Consider the following 18,286-nt stretch of genomic DNA (forward strand, 5'->3'; position numbering starts at 1 on the left):
CCATCACAACATATAAATGCCAGCATATTTAAATACATATTATATATATTACATTCTTATCGTACTGTTTTCAGTTCTGATAACATTGCTGTCTATCCCCTCTATTTTACATGTTGCCCGTACCCGTCACCTTTATGATGATGTTGGCCATTTTCGTAAACAGCATGATCACGGCATCCCGAGATTGGGCGGTGTAGCTATTTTTGCGAGTTTTACCATAACACTGCTACTTTTTAGCATGGTTGATAAAAGCCTGCCGGTAAGCTATTTACTTACATCAAGCATGGTGTTGTTTGCAATGGGATTGAAAGATGATCTTTCGGGAGTTAATTCAAGCACAAAATTTTTAATACAGTTTTTTGTAGCAGCTATCCTAGTTTTATTGGGTGATATTCGCTTTACCAGCATGTACGGCATTTTTGGCGTATACGAAATTAGTTATGTGGTAAGCACCATCGTATCAATACTGTTTATTATGCTTATTGTAAACGCGTTTAACCTGATAGATGGTATAGACGGGCTGGCCGGCGCTACCTGTATTGTAGTGAATGGTACATTTACCATCCTGTTTACGTACATGAAGCATTACGAACTGGCCGCAATTTCGCTGGCTATAGTGGGCGCGGTAATTGGTTTTTTACGGTACAATCTTACGCCTGCAAAAATATTTATGGGCGATACCGGCTCGTTGCTGATAGGCTTGATATCTGCTATTATGGCGGTGAAATTCATCGAGGCAAATAAGTTTACCAGCAATAGCTCACCGGTGATCTTCTCGGCACCGGCTTTGGCTTTCGCCATTCTCATAGGCCCTATATTTGATACCCTGCGCGTATTTATTCTGCGGATCTTAAAAGGGATCTCCCCGTTCACAGCAGATCGTAACCATATACACCATCGCGTGTTAAGGTTGGGGTTTACCCATATGCAAACAACGCTGATACTGGTAGGCTTAAACGTTATTACCATTGTGATGGTACTTCTGTTTAGCCATATAGGCAACTTCGGCCTAATGGCACTCATCTTCTTAAACTCGCTGGTGTTTAACTGGGGCATTACCATTTGCCTGCGTAATAAAGAGCGCGAAGGCTTCGCTTTCCGCAACCTGTTTGCTTAAAATGACGCTGCGCAAATTTCTCCAATTTTAATTTTATTTAGTTTTGCACGCTTAATGCTGTAATTATGAGGATCGCAATAAACGGTTTCGGGCGTATTGGGCGTGTTTTTTTACGCACCATACTCCTGAAAGAGAATATAGAGGTTGTTGCCATAAACGATCTTGCAGACACCCAAACACTGGCCCATCTTTTTAAATACGATTCGGTTCACCGGGGTTTTAAAGGTACTGTTACATCACACGGCGAGAGCCTGGTGGTTAACGGCAATACCATAAAAGTTTACCAGGAAAAAGACCCCGCAAACTTACCATGGCAGGAACTGGATATCGACCTGGTGATAGAATCGACGGGCAAATTCATCTCTGCCGAAGGCGCAGGCAAGCACCTTACGGCAGGCGCAAAGCAGGTTATTATTTCTGCCCCGCCTGCTGATAAAAGTGTGCCAACTGTTGTGTTGGGCGTAAACGATGGCGAGGTAGACCTGCGTTCATCAATACTTTCTAATGCATCCTGTACCACCAACAATGTGGCTGCTATGGTGAAGCTACTGGATGATAATTGGGGTATAACCGATGGTTATATTACCACCGTACACTCTATGACGGGCGACCAGAACCTGCACGATGCACCGCATAAAGATCTCCGCAGGGCAAGAGCAGCCTCGGCATCTATCATCCCAACAACTACAGGCGCTGCAAAAGCCATTACCAATATTTTCCCCCACCTGGAAGGGCGCCTTGGCGGTGCCGGCATCCGCGTGCCGGTGCTGAATGGCTCGTTAACCGATTTTACATGCAGCTTAAAAACTATCCCTACCGTAGTTGAAATAAACGCGGCATTTAAAATTGCCGCAGATGGCCCTATGAAAACCATATTGGAGTATACCGAGGACCCTATAGTTTCTACAGATATTTTAGATAACCCGCACAGCTGTATTTTTGATGCGCAGCTAACATCGGTAGTAGGCGGGCTGGTAAAGGTGGTTGGCTGGTACGATAACGAGATGGGGTACTCCAGCCGCCTGGCAGACCTGGTAGAAAAAATAAACCTGCTGCCCCAATGATAAAGTTTATTACCGCCGATGATGTGCTGCCTCTGCGTAACGAGGTTTTACGCGAAGGTAAGCTAACACTTAACCAATGCCGTTTTCCAAATGATGATGCCGAAGGTGCTTTCCATTTGGGTTACTATGTGGACGAGGAGCTGGCCTGCATCGCATCCTTTCACCCTCAAAACTATACGGGCTATGAAGGTAAGGCTTACCAGTTGCGCGGGATGGCTACCGCAGCCGCTCACCGCGGCAAGGGTATAGGTAACCGGCTGGTTAATTTTGCCATTACTTACCTGCGTGGGCAAAAGGTTAATTACATGTGGTGCAACGCGCGCAAAGTGGCCGTCGCTTTTTATATGGGCACTGGTTTTGAGGTAATTTCGCCGGTGTTTGATGTGCCCGGCATAGGGCCGCATTATGTAATGTATGTTAAGATACAATGAAGTTTTAAGCTAAAGCAAGCACCTTTTTAACTTTAGCGTTGGCATTTCTAATAAATTTGCTCAATTTGCGCCCCATTCATCAATCATACTTTAACAATATGAAAACAGTAGATCAGATAACTTTCAACGGTAAAAAAGCCCTTATCCGTGTAGATTTTAACGTCCCTCTGGATAAAGATTATAACATTACCGATGATAACCGGATGACCGCCGCTTTACCAACCATTAAAAAGATTTTAACCGATGGCGGTGCCGTTATATTGATGTCGCACCTGGGCAGGCCCAAAAGTGGCCCCACCGAAGAATTTTCGTTGAAGCACATTGTGCCGCATCTTTCAGATCTGTTGGGTCAGCAGGTACAGTTTGCCGATGATTGCATTGGTGCCGAAGCTGTTGAAAAAGCAAAAGCCCTTGATAAAGGCGAAGTTTTGTTATTAGAGAACCTTCGTTTTTACAAAGAAGAAGAAAAAGGAAACGTAGAATTTGCCGAGAAACTTTCCAAATTAGGCGATATATACGTAAACGACGCATTTGGTACCGCGCATCGTGCCCATGCATCTACCGCTGTAATAGCCCAGTTTTTCCCCGAGGCAAAATATTTTGGTTACCTGATGGCAGCCGAGTTAACCAATGCCGAAAAAATATTGAACGGTGCTGCAAAACCATTCACCGCTATTATGGGCGGCTCCAAGGTATCCGATAAAATAGAACTGATAGAAAAACTGCTGGATAAGGTGGATAACCTTATTATTGGCGGTGGTATGGCTTACACCTTTGCCAAGGCAGATGGTGGCAGTATTGGTACCTCTTTGGTAGAAGCAGACAAGCTGGATCTGGCGCTAAGCCTGGTAAAAAAAGCTAAAGAAAAAGGTGTGAATCTTTTATTGCCTGTAGATAATGTTACTGCCGATGCGTTTTCTAACGATGCAAACACAGGCGTAGCCAAAACCGGCGAAATTCCTGATGGTTGGATGGGATTGGATATCGGCCCCGAAACTGTTAAGATATTCAGTAAGGTGGTGGAAGAATCAAAAACTATCCTTTGGAACGGACCGATGGGTGTTTTTGAGATGGAGAAATTCCTGATCGGTACCAAAGCCATTGCCGAATCGGTTGCCAAAGCAACAGATAACGGCGCATTCTCGCTGATAGGCGGTGGCGATTCCGCGGCTGCAGTAGCCAAGTTTGATATGGTAGACGATGTTAGCTACGTATCTACCGGTGGTGGCGCTTTGCTTGAGTATATGGAGGGTAAAGAACTGCCGGGAGTAAAGGCAATAAACGAATAAACAAATTTTCGATATACAAAGGCAATCATATAAATGGTTGCCTTTTTTGTTTCAACGCATAAATTTTATGGAGATGGCAAAAAAATGGTTCATAGTACCTGTGCTGCTGCTTTTAGCAGCCGGTGCCTGCAATAATGCGGATAAAGAAAAAACCGGAACAGTTCAGTCGGTAAATTTAAAAACCGATGACGAGCAATTCCTGGCGCTGAAAGATACCGCGCAAGCCAGGATCAATACCTTTATTGATAGCCTGAAACCACACGCACTGGATAGTAATTATCGTTTCCTGGTAAAATCCGATTTTGTGGATGGGAAGGAGCACGAGCATATGTGGAGTGTAGTTTATAAATATGCCGATGGGAAATTTACCGGGATATTTGCAGATTCGGCGTTGTATTTAAAGAATATACAACCCGGCGCCCCTGTGCTCATTAAACAAGCGGATGTGGAGGATTGGGCCATATACGATTACCTTCACAATAAGGATATGGGTAATTTTTCTGATAAGTACCTGCGGAGCAAAAAGAAAGAAAAAGAGTAGCCCCATCATTTTAAACAACATAAATAAGTTAATGATAGTAAAGGTGGTGTTGCAGGAAGACGATTTTTTAACCCATATGCTTTATTCGGCATCGAAAAGTAAGCGGAGCAAGGCTAACCGGCGCAGGTCGTGGTTAATCATTTCCGGGATCTTCTTCATTTCGGCGTTCCTGTTTCGGGAGGCCGATGGATTCTTTTCCTGGTATTTTTTAGCTGCCGGTGTCATCAGCCTCATCTTTTATCCTTTTTATCAGCGCTACGCTTACAAAAGGCACTATCGCAAATTTTTGTTGGATAAACTTAGCTACCGGATAGGTAAGGAGTGCGTAATTGATTTTGAACAGGATATTATCGAAACAAAGGATGTAACCGGCGAAAGCAAAATAAATACCAGCGAATTATCAGAGATCAACGAAATAGGCACGCACTACTTCGTTCGCCTAAAAACGGGTGATGCATTGGTTATTCCAAAGCAGCAGGTGAATAATAATTCGTTTGTAGAAGATCTGCTCGCCATATTTCAAAATCCCGAAATTGAAGTGACTAAAGAATTGGACTGGCGGTGGAAGTAAACCGTTTACTTATCAGAGAATACCGGGCAGAGGACCGCACGGTACTTGCTCATATTTATCAGCAAAGCCGTGTTAAAACCTTTTACTGGCTGGATATCTCCGCGTACGGGTTTGAGGACTTTGACAGGGATACCAAAGAGGAGAAGATATTGGTTGCATTGCTAAATGGTGAGGTTGCCGGTTTTCTATCAATTTGGATGCCCGATAATTTTATACACCATTTATATATCCACCCAGGTTTTGTTAATAAAGGGATTGGAAAAGCCTTGCTTAATGTAGCTATTAAATTGTTTGACTCACCCTTGCGGCTAAAATGCCTCGAAAGAAACGAAAACGCCATAGCGTTTTATCTGTCGCAAGGCTGGATAGTGCAAGGCGAAGGAGTGGATGCAAATGGGGCTTACCTCGAGTTAACCAACCCAACGTAACATATTTGTATCAGCCCCGAATTGTAGGGGCCTTTTTATTTTATTATGTACTTTTAAAGCGATAATAGAATAGCCCCATGAAAAAAACGCTTCTCATCGCTTTCAGCTTTTTCCTTTTAGCCTTCCCCTCCTTCGCACAAGGCGATGCCGCTTATATAAAAGATAATTACACTAAGTTTGAGTACGAAGTGCCCATGCGCGATGGTAAAAAACTGTTCACATCGGTGTACGTACCCAAAGATCAAACAAAAAAGTATCCCATCATGATGGACCGCACCCCTTATAGCGTCGCGCCTTATGGGGTAGATAAATACAAGGGCAGCCTTGGCCCCTCGCCGCAGTTTTTAAAAGACGGTTACATATTTGTTTACCAGGATGTGCGCGGCCGCTGGATGAGCGAGGGTATTTATGAAGAAATGACGCCCGAAAAGGAAGTACATAAAACCAATAACGATGTAGATGAGGGTACCGACACCTACGATACCATAGACTGGCTGCTGAAAAACCTGCCGAACAATAATGGCAAAGTAGGGGTGTGGGGCATATCCTATCCCGGGTTTTATACCACAACGGCTTTGCTGAGCCGTCACCCTGCATTGGTCGCGGCCTCGCCGCAGGCACCAATTGCCGATCTTTGGCGCGATGATGCTTTCCATAATGGAGCATTCTTTTTAGTGGCCAACTTTGGTTTCTACCCGGGCTTTACCAACAGGCAGGATGATAAACCCACCCAGCGCCGCGGCGGTCGTTTTAACCCGGGCACTAACGATGGGTACAAGTTCTTTTTGGAAATGGGATCGATGAAAAACAGCAACGATAAGTATTTTAAAGATACCATACGCCTGTGGAACGAAATGATGGATCACCCTAATTACGACCAGCATTGGAAAGACCGTAACGTGTTGCCCCACCTGCACGATATTAAAACCGCGGTATTGGTAACAGGTGGCTGGTACGATGCCGAAGACCTGTATGGCGCTATCAATACCTATAAAACCTTAGCCCAAAAGAACCCCGCCACGCCGGTTTACTTTGCCATGGGCCCCTGGGTGCACGGCGGCTGGGCACGCGGTAATGGCGACCACTTGGGCGATGTAAGCTTCGGCGGGCCAACCGGGCCGTATTACCGCGATAAAATTGAGTTTGCTTTCTTTAGTCATTATTTAAAAGGCACCCCGCTGGATCTGCCGAAGGTTTCTACTTTCCAAACCGGCGTAAACCAATGGAAAAGCTACAACACCTGGCCCCCAAAAGAGGCTGAAGAAAAAAACCTTTACCTGCTGCCCGGAGGTAAACTATCCTTCAGCGCGCCAACCGCGGCTACGGATGATTATAAAGAATACGTATCAGACCCGATGAACCCGGTACCCTTTATAGATGGTACAGATTTCGACATGAAACGCGAGTATATGACCGCCGATAACCGCTTTGCCGAAAAACGCGCCGATGTGCTTACCTATAAAACAGAAGTGCTGGATAAGGACGTAACCATAGCCGGCAACATTTGGGCAAACCTGAAATTCAGCACCACAGGTACCGATGCCGACCTTGTGGTAAAAGTGCTCGATGTTTACCCGGATACCGCCACCAACAACCAATTCACCGCTAAAGAGATAAACATGGCGGGTTACGAGCAAATGGTACGCAGCGAGCCTATCCGCGGCAAGTTCCGTAACAGTTTTGAAAAAACCGAGCCATTTGTGCCCGGCAAGGTAACCCCCGTAAACTTTGAGCTGCAGGATGTATTGCACACCTTTAAAAAGGGCCACCGCATTATGGTGCAGATCCAAAGCACCTGGTTCCCGCTGATTGACAGGAACACCCAGCAGTTTCAGGATATTATGAAGGCTAAGGATACCGATTTTAAGAAGGAAACCCATCGGGTGTACAGCTCAAAGGCACATCCAAGCTTTTTAAAGGTGAGGGTGATGTAGTGTAAAAAGGCTGCGCTTGTTTCGTGTGCTTAACGCGCGTTTTTACGGCAAGCCCGCCCGCAATTTGGGCTAAAAAAGTTTACAAAAGTTAACACATTTCAAAGTGTTAACTTTTAATATGTTGATAATCAGATTGTTGATTTTTTTAAGAGTTAACATAAAAGACACCTTTTTTACCCGCAACTTTGGCTATATTATGTTTATGAGCTTAAAGCTGCAACCTTAAGTGTTGTTTAATAAACTTACCAATTACCTGTAAATAGGTGACGCTAATAGTTGAGTAATTTATGTGGTGGTATAAAGAAACAAATCCAGATTACGAACAAATTCACGGGATTATGTTGAAAATTATGATCCCTATCATTATTCCATTGATTGCTTTTATAGTTTGGGCAAGTTACCCTTGGTTGAGCCGTGATGAAATGCTAATTAAAGATTCTCCATTGCTTGTCATACACGGTAAAGTTGATTCAATTTACAACGACGAGGACAATCACAATATTAAAACCTATCGGCTAACAAATAGACATACATATTTTCTGCAAGAATCAACCTCAATTAAGGTGAATTTGGGGGATTCTTTATCTAAACTAAAAGGGTCAGAAAAAGTATACATCGTAAAAGCAGGAGGTGAAAAAATCACTGTGGACTATAAGGATTTAATGTTAGAACTTGCTAACTAATTTATGCAAGTGACTTCCTGAATATCGGGGTTTGTAAAAAACAAGCCTTTTCTCCTACATCCACACCACCACCGCCATTAAAGCTATCGCCGCAGGCAAAAGCTGCTTTATTAAAATACCCTTGCTGGCGGTAAGCCCGCCGTAAAGCCCGGCCGCAACAACACAGCCTAAAAAGAACATCGCCACGTTTTTGGCCCACAGTGGGTCGCTTATAAGCAGCGACCAGATCAGCCCCGCTGCTAAGAAACCATTGTACAGGCCCTGGTTTGCAGCAAGTGTTTTGGTAGGTTCAAACAGGTGTTCGGGCAAAGATTTAAAAGTTGCCTTGCCTTTAGTGGTCCAGGCAAACATTTCTATCCATAGGATATAAATATGTTCAAGGGCTACTACGGCTATCAGTATCAGTGCAATAAGTTTCATACGTTTGGGTCTATTTTTCTAAATTACAAAAAATCGTCATACCCTTTAAGCTACCATTATGCCAAAAGCTACTAATCTACAACTCAACGCCATCCAGCACATTGGTATCCCGGTTACCAATATCATCAATTCACAAGCCTTTTACGAGCGCCTTGGCTTTGCCAATGTAATGCAGGCCGGTTTTGGTGCCGAAGACCAGCGCGGAACTTGTGTAATGATGAAACGGGGCAGTATGATAATGGAACTTTACCAGCTTCCCGCGATAGAACTCACCGAAATAAGAACGCGGAAGAACGGGCACATAGACCATGTTGCTTTTGATGTGCCGGATATTGATGTAGCTTACAATACCATACAACAGGCGGGTTTTGATATTATTGAACCGGAGCCGGTATTTCTGCAATTTTGGGAGCGGGGCTGCAGGTACTTCAACATCACCGGGCCGGATGGCGAGCGGCTGGAATTTAACCAGGTGCTCCTCTAAATGGATTGCCGGAATATCCCATAACTCAATAGTTGTTTAACAAGAGGTAAAAAATTTTACAAAAAGCTAAAATGTATGATGCAGATCATATTTAAATAAAGAATTTGTACAATTCGAGTCAATTACTATGTTTGCATAGTAATAATTGATGATGAAGATTTCGGCGTTTAAGTATTTATTGGTGTTTGTCTGTTTGTTTTCCATACTGGAAAGAACAGGTATTGCCAATGGCTTAATAATCGATGTTCCCAAGCACCAGGCCGCCTGGCAACATCATCAGGATAGCGACGATGACGGCGCGGAGCCAAACCAAACAAAAGAAGTTGATCTGAAAGAATATTGGGCAATAACCCATTCATCGATCAGCCTGCCATTGCTGGATGATTGTGGGCAAATAACCTATCACCAGGAACGAAGCTCCCATCATTTGGGCTGGATCTCGCCGGTGCCAACCCCTCCGCCTAACCGGGTTTAATTTAATTTTAATAGTCTTAATTAATGCCCGTGGTTAACCCGGGTAGCGTCTGTTTTTTTAAATTAAATCATTTCCATGAACAAGAATCATCAAATATTATTTGCAATTTTAGGTATCGTATCAATTTTAGCACTCCACAAACCTGCGGCAGCACAACAACTTAAGGATAGCGAATTGAAAAAGAATGTTACGCCAATAAGCAACTCTTTAAATTATATCAATCAGTTAAAGCCTGTTAGTTACGAATACAACCAGGAGGCTTATCAACAGCTTAACCTTCCATCGGGCAAATACGTAGGGTTTCTCGCCGATGATGTTAAGCAGATACTACCTGCCGCAGTAAGCAAGCAAAGTAATTGGTACGCTAAGGGCAAGAATAGCCAGCGTGCCATAACCACCTTGCAAACCGACCTGGAAAAGCTGGTGCCCTTGCTGGTTGGAGCCGTGCAAGAGCAGCAGGCCGAAATAAACAGGCTCAAAGCAGAGCTGCAACAGCTTAAAGCTAATAAGTAGGAATAGTACTTGTGTTGAACAGGCAGCACCACCACGGTGCTGCCTGTTTTAATAAAAGATTAAAATTTACTTCGTTGTTTCATTAATGGCTTAATAAACGTATAGGATTAAAACTAACATTATGATCAAGAAAATAACCTTCCTGCTTTGCCTGGTTGCTGCCGGTTTTGCGGCATGTAAAGAGAATAAAAATTCCGGCTGTGATGCTGCTCAGGTATGCACCGAGGAATTTAGATCGTTAGGAGTAACGTTTACAGATAAAGGTGGCAATAATGTTACCGTAAAAAATGTAACGGTTGTTAATTTGCGTACCAATATACCCCTGGTTGCCAAAAACGTGCTCGACCCGGGCTTTGCACCCTATACCTATTTTATCGCTACCGATAGCAACAAAGATGAATTTTCCGTCAATGGCGATGATGTAAAGGTTACAGCAACCAGTACTGCTACCAATAAAACAGTTTCGGCTATTTTAAAAATATCGGGTGGAATCTGCAACTGCCATATCGGCAAAATTTCCGGCCCGGATAAGATAGTGTTTGAATAAGTAGCATTTTCCTGCCAACAATTGCCGGTGTTTTACGTTACCCGTTAAAAGCCGATAGCCATGATACGTAGCCTCTTCATAAAAACAATAGCATGTTTAGTTGTAATAACCGGTTTTGCCGCCTGCAGCAAGAAAATTAACAGCTCAGGTTGCCCTACCGGACAAATGTGTACCATGCAATTTGCCACGCTTAGTGTAAACTTTGTTGATAAGGCAGGTAAAGCCGTAACCGTAAAAAATGTAAAAGTGCTGAACCTGCGCAACAACACGGCTATTTTAGCACAGGGGATGAGCAGTATGGTTAACCAGGCGGGTAGCTACGTTTTCGTAACCGATGCCAATAAAAAGCAACTTTCTACCGAGGGCGACGACCTGAAAATAACTGCCACCAATGCCGCTACCAATAAAACAGTATCGGCTATTTTAAAGGTTTCGGGCGGTTGCAATTGCCACGTCAATAAAGTATCGGGGGCGGATGATATCGTGTTCGAGTAACCGTTCGGCCTATTCCAATACCACCGTTTTGTTCTTGTAAACAAACACCCGGTCATCAAACACCAGCTTAAGTGCCTTTGCCAATACGGCGGTTTCAATTTCTTTACCCGCTTTCACCATATCCTGCACCGTATGCGAGTGGTTTGCGGGTATAATTTGCTGCGCGATGATGGGACCTTCATCCAGCTGATCGGTTACATAATGTGCCGTTGCGCCAATGAGTTTCACGCCCCGTTCGTGTGCCTGCCGGTAAGGGCTGGCACCCGCAAATGCAGGTAAAAACGAGTGATGGATATTGATGATCCTTTTGCCGAAATGCCCCACAAAATCTGCCGATAGGATCCGCATAAATTTGGCCAGTACAATATAGTCGTATTCGTATTGCTCAATTATCTCCAGGAGATTATCTTCAAAAGCTCTGTTATCGCCCTCAAACAGTACAGGGTAAAAAGGGATATTAAACCGGCGGCAAATATCCTGCAGGGTGGCATGGTTGCCAATTACGCATTGCACCGTAGCGCCCAGCGTGTTAAAATAATTGCGCACCAGTATATCAGCCAGGCAATGGTACTCTTTGGTTACCAGCACAATAACTTTCTTTTCGGTATCAGGGTTTATTTTAACGATAGCGCCCTCGGGTAGTATCTGCAGCATATCCTTTTCCAGTTGGGCGGTTCCGTTTGTTTTATCCACCTCAATGCGCATAAAAAAAAGCTGCTCGGCATTGTCTACATGCTCCTGCATCGAAATAATATTGAATTGCTTTTGCGAAAGCAGGCCCGAAATGCCCGCTACCAGCCCAATACGGTCGGTACATTGTATTACTATGATCATCTGAAAAAATCGTTTAAATAATTAGGTACTGTTAATTTTTCTGAACTCGAATTAAACGAATTTTTTGGAATTAATTGGGTAAATATCGGTAGGTAAAATTTCCCTGGGCGTTCGAAACCTTTGCATTCGTTTCTTGTCGCTCACATATTTGACTCACCCCGACTCCGCTATCGCTGGTCGACCCTCTCTCCGCAAGCGGAAAGAGGGATAAAAAGCAAATGGCCCCAATTTCTCCCCCTCTTTGCGCAGCAGAGAAGGGGGCGGGGCCTGCCTGCCGGTAGGCAGGGGGAAGTCAACTCGCGACGCGGACATTTGTGCCATGTTTCGAACATTCAAGGTAAAATACCCGGACCCTAAGCAGGTAGCGTGAATTTGCTGCAATTGCTCGGGTGTTGTTACGCAAAAACGATTTTTGGCCAAATTCTTCCCACATCCTACCACCAAATGCACTGCTTAAGCCTGCTTTTTTCAAAATGAAAATTCAAATTTCATTTTCACGGCGGGCCGCTGCGACTATTGCTTTTTAAAAACAGCTATAATTATCCCGCTGCTCCCGCCTGCAGATGTTATCGTGTCGCGGGTGGTGATCTGTAGTTTCCCGTTTACCGTGGTTATCTCGCCCTTTTGTTTACTGTTGAAGTAGAATCTTCCGTTGTCCACGTGCCATGCGGTCCGGGTGGTATCTGTACTGCCAACGGTGAAAGTTGAGTTGGGGCGGCATGGCGATGAACCTTTATAAAAGGCCCATGATGTATTATCTGCTCTTAAGATTAGCATATTATCAGCGAGGCATGGCGTGTTTTCAATGCTGTAAGTAGCGGAAGAAAAGGCGCTCCAGGAGTACAGGCTATACGTGCCAACCGCGTCTATTTCAGCCGTTTTTTCTTTTTTACAGGTGGTAAGAAGCAGGATTGCTAAAAGGCTTAGTATTAGTTTCTTATTCATCTAAGGTTAGGTTTTCAGAAATCGAATATACAAAAAACAGGCCAAAAAATGTTGAAAACTTTTTGGTGGGAAAAAGTGTTAAAAAGTGGAGAAAACCTATACTTTTACATTACTAAAAATGTTAACCAATACGAATGTCCTATTTAACAGGTGAATACGAATGTAAACTGGATGCCAAGGGGCGGATGATGATCCCCGCGGGCCTCAAAAAGCAGCTTCCCGAAGCTGACTCTGAGGGTCTTGTGATCAATCGTGGCCTCGAGAATTACCTGGTTATATACACCAAAAAAGAATGGGACAAAAAATTGGATGAACTAAGCAAACTTAACGAATTCGACAGGAAAGCCATCCAGTTTGTGCGATATTTTACTGCCGGTGCCACAGTAATGATACCGGATAGCGCGGGGAGGGTTAATCTTCCGAAAAACCTGTTTGAGCATGCCGGAATTGGCAGCGATATAGTGCTTACCTGTATGCTGAATAAAATTGAGGTTTGGGATAGCGTGGCGCACAAGAAAATGATAGCCAACGAGCCCGAGAATTTTGCCGAACTGGCCGAAGAAGTAATGGGTAACAAAAAACGAGTAAATGAGTAATTACCATACCCCTGTTATGCTGCACGAGTGTATTGAAGGCTTAGCTATTAAGCCAAACGGTACCTATGTGGATGTAACTTTTGGCGGTGGTGGTCACTCGCGCGAGATCATGAAACACCTTGGCGAAGACGGGCGACTGCTTGCTTTTGACCAGGATGCCGATGCGCAGCAAAATATGATTGATGATGAGCGCTTTACTTTCATCGATCAGAATTTTCGCTATTTGAAGAATTTTAGCCGCCTGCATGGCGCTATCCCGGTGGATGGGATCCTGGCTGACCTGGGTGTATCATCATACCAATTTGACCAGGCTGAGCGTGGTTTTTCTATCCGTTTTGATGCGGAGCTGGATATGCGCATGAACCAGCAATCGGATCTGAGCGCAAAGGAAGTGGTAAACACCTACAGTGAGGCTGATCTGCACCGCATTTTTGGCATGTACGGCGAAATACAGAATGCCAAATCGCTGGCCAATACTATTGTAACGGCCCGGCTTAACGGCCCCATAGTTACCGTGGCCGATCTGAAGAACGCCATAAGCAACCGCATCCCGAAAGGGAAGGAGAATAAATACCTGGCGCAGGTTTTCCAGGCGCTGAGGATAGAGGTGAACCAGGAGCTGGAAGCCCTAAAGGATTTTTTGGTGCAATCGGCAGAGGTGCTGGCGGTTGGCGGCAGGTTGGTAGTAATGTCTTACCACTCGCTGGAGGACAGGCTGGTGAAGAATTTCATCGCCAAAGGCAAGTTTAGCGGCGAGGTGGAGAAGGATTTTTATGGTAATGATAATAAACCGTTTGATGCGGTAAGCCGTGGTGCCATCACCGCATCAGCAGAAGAAATAGTTGGGAATAACAGGGCACGCAGTGCAAAACTGAGAATAGCTGTAAAAAAATGAGTAACCGTTTCCGTACAGAAATTCAGGAAGAAGAAGCCGAACAGGAGCTTATTGTAGAGGAGAAACCGTCAAAGGGCCTCCCCGATAACTTTTTAACGCAATTCTTAAAAAACGGGGTGGTTACTTCGGAGGATGTTACACGTGCGCTGCCATTTGTTTTTTACATCGCTTTTTTGTGCATGGTGTATATAGGGTTAAGGCACGTATCTGATAATAACATCCGCGATATTGATAAGGTAGGCAAGCAGGTAAAAGAGCTGAGCTGGGAGTATAAAAGCACTAAAGCCGAACTGGCATTTAAAAGTACATTAACCGAAGTGGCAAAACGCGCCGAGGCAGATTCGATAGGGATCCGCCAGCCGGAGCAGCCACCGCAAAAAATTGTAGTAAAGGAGGGTGAACAGGAATGAGTATAAGAACTAACATATTGCTAAGGGTTTACCTGGCTTTTGGGTTGATACTGCTGTTTGCGGGTGCGGTGATTTTTCAGCTGTGCCGCGTGCAGTTGGTGCAGGGCGATAAATGGAAAGCGATGGCGCAGGAAAACTCTACGCGGTATAAAACCATAGAGGCTGCAAGGGGTAATATATTCTCTTCGGACGGTAGCTTGCTGGCAACTTCGGTGCCGGAGTACGATCTGCACCTGGATATGACCGCGGCGGGTATTGCCGATGATAAAGTGTTTGATGAAAAGATAGATTCATTATCCATGGTGATGTCCAAATATTTTAAAGACAGGCCGGCCAAAGAATATTCGAGGATCTTCCGCGAAGCGAGGAAAGAGCGGTCGCGCTACCAGCTTATCAGGCGTAGAGTAAGCTATCGCGAACTGGCAGATATCCGCAAGTTCCCGGTGTTTAACCTGGGTAAATACAAAGGCGGGTTAATAGTTGAGCCGCAAAATAAGCGCATCCTGCCATTTAAATCATTAGCTCAGCGTACTATCGGCTATAAAAACGAGAACGTAAAGAACGGCGTTGGTTTGGAAGGCGCCTATATGAATTATATCAACGGCGAAAGCGGCAAGCGTTTAGAGCAGCGCCTTGCGGGTGGTGTTTGGATCCCGGTTAATGAAGAGGATGATATTGCTCCGAAAGAAGGGGCTGATATTATTTCCACCATCGATATCAATTTCCAGGACATAGCGCAAAGCGCGCTGGAAAAGCAATTGGTAACAAGCGATGCCGACCACGGTACCGTTATTTTAATGGAGGTTGCTACCGGCGAAGTGCGTGCGATAGCCAATTACACCAAAATGCCCGATGGTACTTTTAAAGAGCAATTTAATTACGCCATTGCCGGTAACCAGGATCCGGGTTCTACATTCAAGGTAGCATCGTATATGGCCCTGCTGGAAGATAAAATGGTAGATACCAATAACCTGGTAAGTACCGAAAATTATAAGATCCCGGGCAATAGCCATATTATAAAAGATTCTCACGGTAGTATTGGAACGGTTACGGTAAAAAAGGCTTTCGAGATGTCGTCAAACGCGGCGGTCGCTTCATTGGTGAACAGGTATTATACCAACAACCAGGCTAAGTTTACCAATCACCTGTACAAATGGCACCTGAATGAGAAGTTTGGTTTGCAGATACCGGGCGAGGCGCAGCCTGTGGTAAAAAACCCAAAAAACGCCAGCTGGAATAAATATATGACGCTGCCGCAAATGGCCTATGGTTACGAGATGCAGTTAACGCCGCTTAAGATGCTGTCGTTTTATAACGCGATAGCTAACAACGGTAAATACATATCGCCAATTTTTGTAAAGGAGATCAGGCGCTTAGGCAACACCATCGAGCGTTTCGAAGCGAAAACGATCAACCCTAAAATGTGCTCGGATGTTACCCTGAAGAAAATGCAGGAAATGCTGGAGGGGGTGGTGAGCGAAGGTACTGCTAAAACCAATGTAAAAAGCAGCTTGTTCACCATAGCCGGTAAAACAGGTACCGCGCAGGTGGCCGACGGGCGTAAAGGTTATAAAGGCAAAAAACAGTATCAGTCGTCGTTTTGCGGGTACTTCCCGGCAGAGCATCCAAAGTATTCGCTCATAGTGGTTATAAACGACCCGAAGAACGGCTATTACGCAGCTTCAACAGCAGGGCCGGCCTTTAAAGAGATCTGCGAAAAGGTTTACGCCAGCAGCCTGGGGATAACGCATCCGCCGGTGCGTTATGTTGGCAATACAACTTTGCCGCAAACCAAACAGGGCAACACCAGGGCGCTGAAACAGGTTTACGGGCAATTGGGCGTTAAGCCGCTGTACGCATCATTAAATGCGGCTGCAAGCGGGATAGATACCAGTAGCGGCATTGCTTTTGAGGAAAATAAAGTGAAAGCCGGTACGGTGCCAAATGTTACCGGCATGGGCTTAAGCGATGCGCTATATGTTTTGGGTAACGCGGGCTATAAGGTTGCGGTGCGTGGTAGCGGCTCGGTTAACAGCCAGTCGGTTACCGGGGGCAGCCAGATACCAAAAGGATCTAAAATAACAATAGAACTGCAATGAGATATTTGAGCGATTTGTTGGAGGGTGTAGCATTTACCGAATTACAGGGTAGTGCCGATGTGGAGATATCTGCAGTAGTGTTCGATTCGCGCAAAGTTGTGCCGGGTTCGTTGTTCGTGGCCTTAAAAGGTACCGTTGTAGACGGGCACGATTATATTGAGCAGGCCGTTAGGGATGGTGCTGTAGCGGTGATCTGCGAAGATCTGCCGGCGCATACCGCCACCGAGGTTGATTTTTTAATGGTGAACAATTCGGCTAAGGCCCTGGGTACGCTTGCCGCTAACTTTTACGAAAATCCTTCATCAAACTTAAAATTGGTTGGGGTTACCGGCACCAACGGTAAAACCACCATTGCTACGCTGCTTTATAAGCTGTTTAGGGATATGGGTTATAAATGCGGCTTGCTTTCTACCGTGGAGAACCAGGTGAACGGTCGTGTTATTCCGTCTACCCACACCACGCCCGACCCGGTTGCATTGAACAAGCTGCTGAGCGATATGGTTGAGGAAGGCTGCGATTATTGCTTTATGGAAGTAAGTTCGCATGCTATTTCACAGTATAGGATAGAAGGATTGAAGTTTTCGGGCGGGATATTTTCGAATTTAACGCACGATCATCTGGATTATCATAAAACCTTTGATAGCTATCTGAAAGCGAAAAAGACATTCTTTGATAACCTGCCAAAAAGCGCTTTTGCGTTAACAAACAGCGACGATAAAAATGGTAACGTGATGCTGCAGAATACATCGGCACACAAAAAAACATACGGCTTAAAAAGTATGGCCGATTATAGGGCACGCATTATTGAGAACCAGTTTGGCGGCCTGCTTTTAAATATAGATAACGACGAAGTTTGGTTTAAGCTGGTAGGCACCTTTAACGCTTACAACCTGCTGGCAGTTTACGCCGCGGCTTTATTGCTGGAGCAGGACAGGAGCAAAGTATTGGTGAGCCTGAGCAAACTAACAGGAGCCGAAGGCCGCTTTGAATATATTGTTGCAGCAAACAAGGTAATAGGTATTGTAGATTATGCCCACACGCCTGATGCTGTGCAAAATGTATTGAGTACCATACACGATATCCGTAAGGGAAAAGAAAAGGTAATAACCGTAATAGGCTGTGGCGGCGACAGGGATAAAACCAAGCGCCCCATTATGGCAAAAGTTGCAAGCGAATGGAGCGACAAGGTGATACTGACGTCGGACAACCCGCGTACGGAAGATCCGGCCCAGATCATTAAAGATATGGAAGCGGGTATCGATCCGGCATTTAAAAGGCATACCGTGAGCATTGCGGATAGAAGAGAAGCTATAAAAACCGCGTGTATGTTCGCACAACCGGGAGACATCATCCTGCTGGCAGGAAAAGGCCACGAGAAGTACCAGGATATTAACGGCGTGAAAAATCACTTCGATGATATGGAAGAGTTACTGGGGCAGTTTAAAGAAATGTTGTAGATGTGCAGATTTCAGATGTGCAAATGTGCAGATGAAGAAAAGAAGCTAATGATTAGAT

General features: G+C 44.9%; 22 protein-coding genes. 19 read left to right on the forward strand and 3 right to left on the reverse strand.

The genetic code is table 11. The features are described 5' to 3' along the window. Window positions 1–16: 16 nt before the first annotated feature. The 9 genes from IDJ77_RS09280 (at window position 17) to IDJ77_RS09320 (ending at window position 8,058) form a co-directional block, all read left to right on the forward strand. A complete protein-coding gene (locus tag IDJ77_RS09280; protein WP_191188665.1) occupies window positions 17–1,117 on the forward strand; it encodes an MraY family glycosyltransferase in 1,101 nt (366 codons plus the stop codon). Window positions 1,118–1,182: 65 nt separating this feature from the next. Continuing rightward, entirely contained in the window at window positions 1,183–2,181 is a 999-nt protein-coding gene (gap, locus tag IDJ77_RS09285; protein WP_191188666.1) for a type I glyceraldehyde-3-phosphate dehydrogenase, read from the forward strand. Beyond that, window positions 2,178–2,612, forward strand: a complete 435-nt coding sequence (locus tag IDJ77_RS09290; protein WP_191188667.1) for a GNAT family N-acetyltransferase — start codon at window positions 2,178–2,180, stop codon at window positions 2,610–2,612. The genes gap and IDJ77_RS09290 overlap by 4 nt, the downstream gene beginning before the upstream one ends. A 98-nt stretch (window positions 2,613–2,710) precedes the next feature. Then, a complete protein-coding gene (locus IDJ77_RS09295) occupies window positions 2,711–3,901 on the forward strand; it encodes a phosphoglycerate kinase (protein WP_191188668.1) in 1,191 nt (396 codons plus the stop codon). Window positions 3,902–3,968: 67 nt separating this feature from the next. Beyond that, window positions 3,969–4,442 (forward strand): DUF2314 domain-containing protein, encoded by a 474-nt coding sequence (locus IDJ77_RS09300; RefSeq protein WP_191188669.1) that lies wholly within the window; start codon window positions 3,969–3,971, stop codon window positions 4,440–4,442. 31 nt (window positions 4,443–4,473) lie between these two features. Continuing rightward, window positions 4,474–5,013: a DUF308 domain-containing protein gene (locus IDJ77_RS09305; protein WP_191188670.1), complete on the forward strand. Its 540-nt coding sequence runs from the start codon at window positions 4,474–4,476 to the stop codon at window positions 5,011–5,013. Next, on the forward strand, window positions 5,004–5,441 hold the full coding sequence (locus IDJ77_RS09310) for a GNAT family N-acetyltransferase (RefSeq protein ID WP_191188671.1): 438 nt from the start codon (window positions 5,004–5,006) through the stop codon (window positions 5,439–5,441). Before IDJ77_RS09305 ends, IDJ77_RS09310 begins: the two co-directional genes overlap by 10 nt. Window positions 5,442–5,518: 77 nt before the next feature. Then, complete coding sequence (locus IDJ77_RS09315; RefSeq protein ID WP_191188672.1) at window positions 5,519–7,375, forward strand: CocE/NonD family hydrolase; 1,857 nt, start codon at window positions 5,519–5,521, stop codon at window positions 7,373–7,375. A 287-nt stretch (window positions 7,376–7,662) separates the two neighbouring features. Then, window positions 7,663–8,058 (forward strand): hypothetical protein, encoded by a 396-nt coding sequence (locus tag IDJ77_RS09320; protein WP_191188673.1) that lies wholly within the window; start codon window positions 7,663–7,665, stop codon window positions 8,056–8,058. 54 nt (window positions 8,059–8,112) lie between these two features. Here the strand turns inward: IDJ77_RS09320 and IDJ77_RS09325 are convergent, their stop codons facing one another. After that, window positions 8,113–8,478, reverse strand: a complete 366-nt coding sequence (locus IDJ77_RS09325) for a DUF1304 domain-containing protein (protein WP_191188674.1) — start codon at window positions 8,476–8,478, stop codon at window positions 8,113–8,115. Window positions 8,479–8,536: 58 nt separating this feature from the next. Between IDJ77_RS09325 and IDJ77_RS09330 the strand changes: the two genes are divergently transcribed. The 5 genes from IDJ77_RS09330 to IDJ77_RS09350 all read left to right on the forward strand — a co-directional run bounded on the left by IDJ77_RS09330 (window position 8,537) and on the right by IDJ77_RS09350 (window position 10,992). After that, window positions 8,537–8,962: a VOC family protein gene (locus IDJ77_RS09330; protein WP_191188675.1), complete on the forward strand. Its 426-nt coding sequence runs from the start codon at window positions 8,537–8,539 to the stop codon at window positions 8,960–8,962. A 148-nt stretch (window positions 8,963–9,110) separates the two neighbouring features. Further along, on the forward strand, window positions 9,111–9,437 hold the full coding sequence (locus IDJ77_RS09335) for a hypothetical protein (RefSeq protein ID WP_191188676.1): 327 nt from the start codon (window positions 9,111–9,113) through the stop codon (window positions 9,435–9,437). A 75-nt stretch (window positions 9,438–9,512) separates the two neighbouring features. Beyond that, window positions 9,513–9,950, forward strand: a complete 438-nt coding sequence (locus IDJ77_RS09340) for a tail fiber domain-containing protein (protein WP_191188677.1) — start codon at window positions 9,513–9,515, stop codon at window positions 9,948–9,950. Window positions 9,951–10,071: 121 nt separating this feature from the next. Further along, on the forward strand, window positions 10,072–10,497 hold the full coding sequence (locus IDJ77_RS09345; protein ID WP_191188678.1) for a hypothetical protein: 426 nt from the start codon (window positions 10,072–10,074) through the stop codon (window positions 10,495–10,497). A 60-nt stretch (window positions 10,498–10,557) separates the two neighbouring features. Beyond that, a complete protein-coding gene (locus IDJ77_RS09350) occupies window positions 10,558–10,992 on the forward strand; it encodes a hypothetical protein (RefSeq protein WP_191188679.1) in 435 nt (144 codons plus the stop codon). Between the two features lie 9 nt (window positions 10,993–11,001). Here the strand turns inward: IDJ77_RS09350 and purU are convergent, their stop codons facing one another. Further along, on the reverse strand, window positions 11,002–11,826 hold the full coding sequence (gene purU / locus IDJ77_RS09355; RefSeq protein WP_191188680.1) for a formyltetrahydrofolate deformylase: 825 nt from the start codon (window positions 11,824–11,826) through the stop codon (window positions 11,002–11,004). 513 nt (window positions 11,827–12,339) lie between these two features. Next, window positions 12,340–12,771, reverse strand: a complete 432-nt coding sequence (locus IDJ77_RS09360; RefSeq protein WP_191188681.1) for a hypothetical protein — start codon at window positions 12,769–12,771, stop codon at window positions 12,340–12,342. Between the two features lie 134 nt (window positions 12,772–12,905). Between IDJ77_RS09360 and mraZ the strand changes: the two genes are divergently transcribed. From mraZ to IDJ77_RS09385, 5 genes are read left to right on the forward strand one after another with little or no spacing between them, the layout of a single operon-like run. After that, window positions 12,906–13,367: a division/cell wall cluster transcriptional repressor MraZ gene (gene mraZ / locus IDJ77_RS09365; protein ID WP_191188682.1), complete on the forward strand. Its 462-nt coding sequence runs from the start codon at window positions 12,906–12,908 to the stop codon at window positions 13,365–13,367. Beyond that, complete coding sequence (gene rsmH, locus IDJ77_RS09370) at window positions 13,360–14,262, forward strand: 16S rRNA (cytosine(1402)-N(4))-methyltransferase RsmH (protein ID WP_191188683.1); 903 nt, start codon at window positions 13,360–13,362, stop codon at window positions 14,260–14,262. The genes mraZ and rsmH overlap by 8 nt, the downstream gene beginning before the upstream one ends. Further along, window positions 14,259–14,672 (forward strand): FtsL-like putative cell division protein, encoded by a 414-nt coding sequence (locus IDJ77_RS09375; protein WP_191188684.1) that lies wholly within the window; start codon window positions 14,259–14,261, stop codon window positions 14,670–14,672. The genes rsmH and IDJ77_RS09375 overlap by 4 nt, the downstream gene beginning before the upstream one ends. Next, window positions 14,669–16,771: a penicillin-binding protein gene (locus IDJ77_RS09380; protein WP_191188685.1), complete on the forward strand. Its 2,103-nt coding sequence runs from the start codon at window positions 14,669–14,671 to the stop codon at window positions 16,769–16,771. Before IDJ77_RS09375 ends, IDJ77_RS09380 begins: the two co-directional genes overlap by 4 nt. After that, complete coding sequence (locus IDJ77_RS09385) at window positions 16,768–18,228, forward strand: UDP-N-acetylmuramoyl-L-alanyl-D-glutamate--2,6-diaminopimelate ligase (protein ID WP_191188686.1); 1,461 nt, start codon at window positions 16,768–16,770, stop codon at window positions 18,226–18,228. Before IDJ77_RS09380 ends, IDJ77_RS09385 begins: the two co-directional genes overlap by 4 nt. Window positions 18,229–18,286 lie beyond the last annotated feature (58 nt).

The sequence above is a fragment of the Mucilaginibacter pankratovii genome, assembly GCF_014773265.1.
Lineage (GTDB): Bacteria > Bacteroidota > Bacteroidia > Sphingobacteriales > Sphingobacteriaceae > Mucilaginibacter > Mucilaginibacter pankratovii.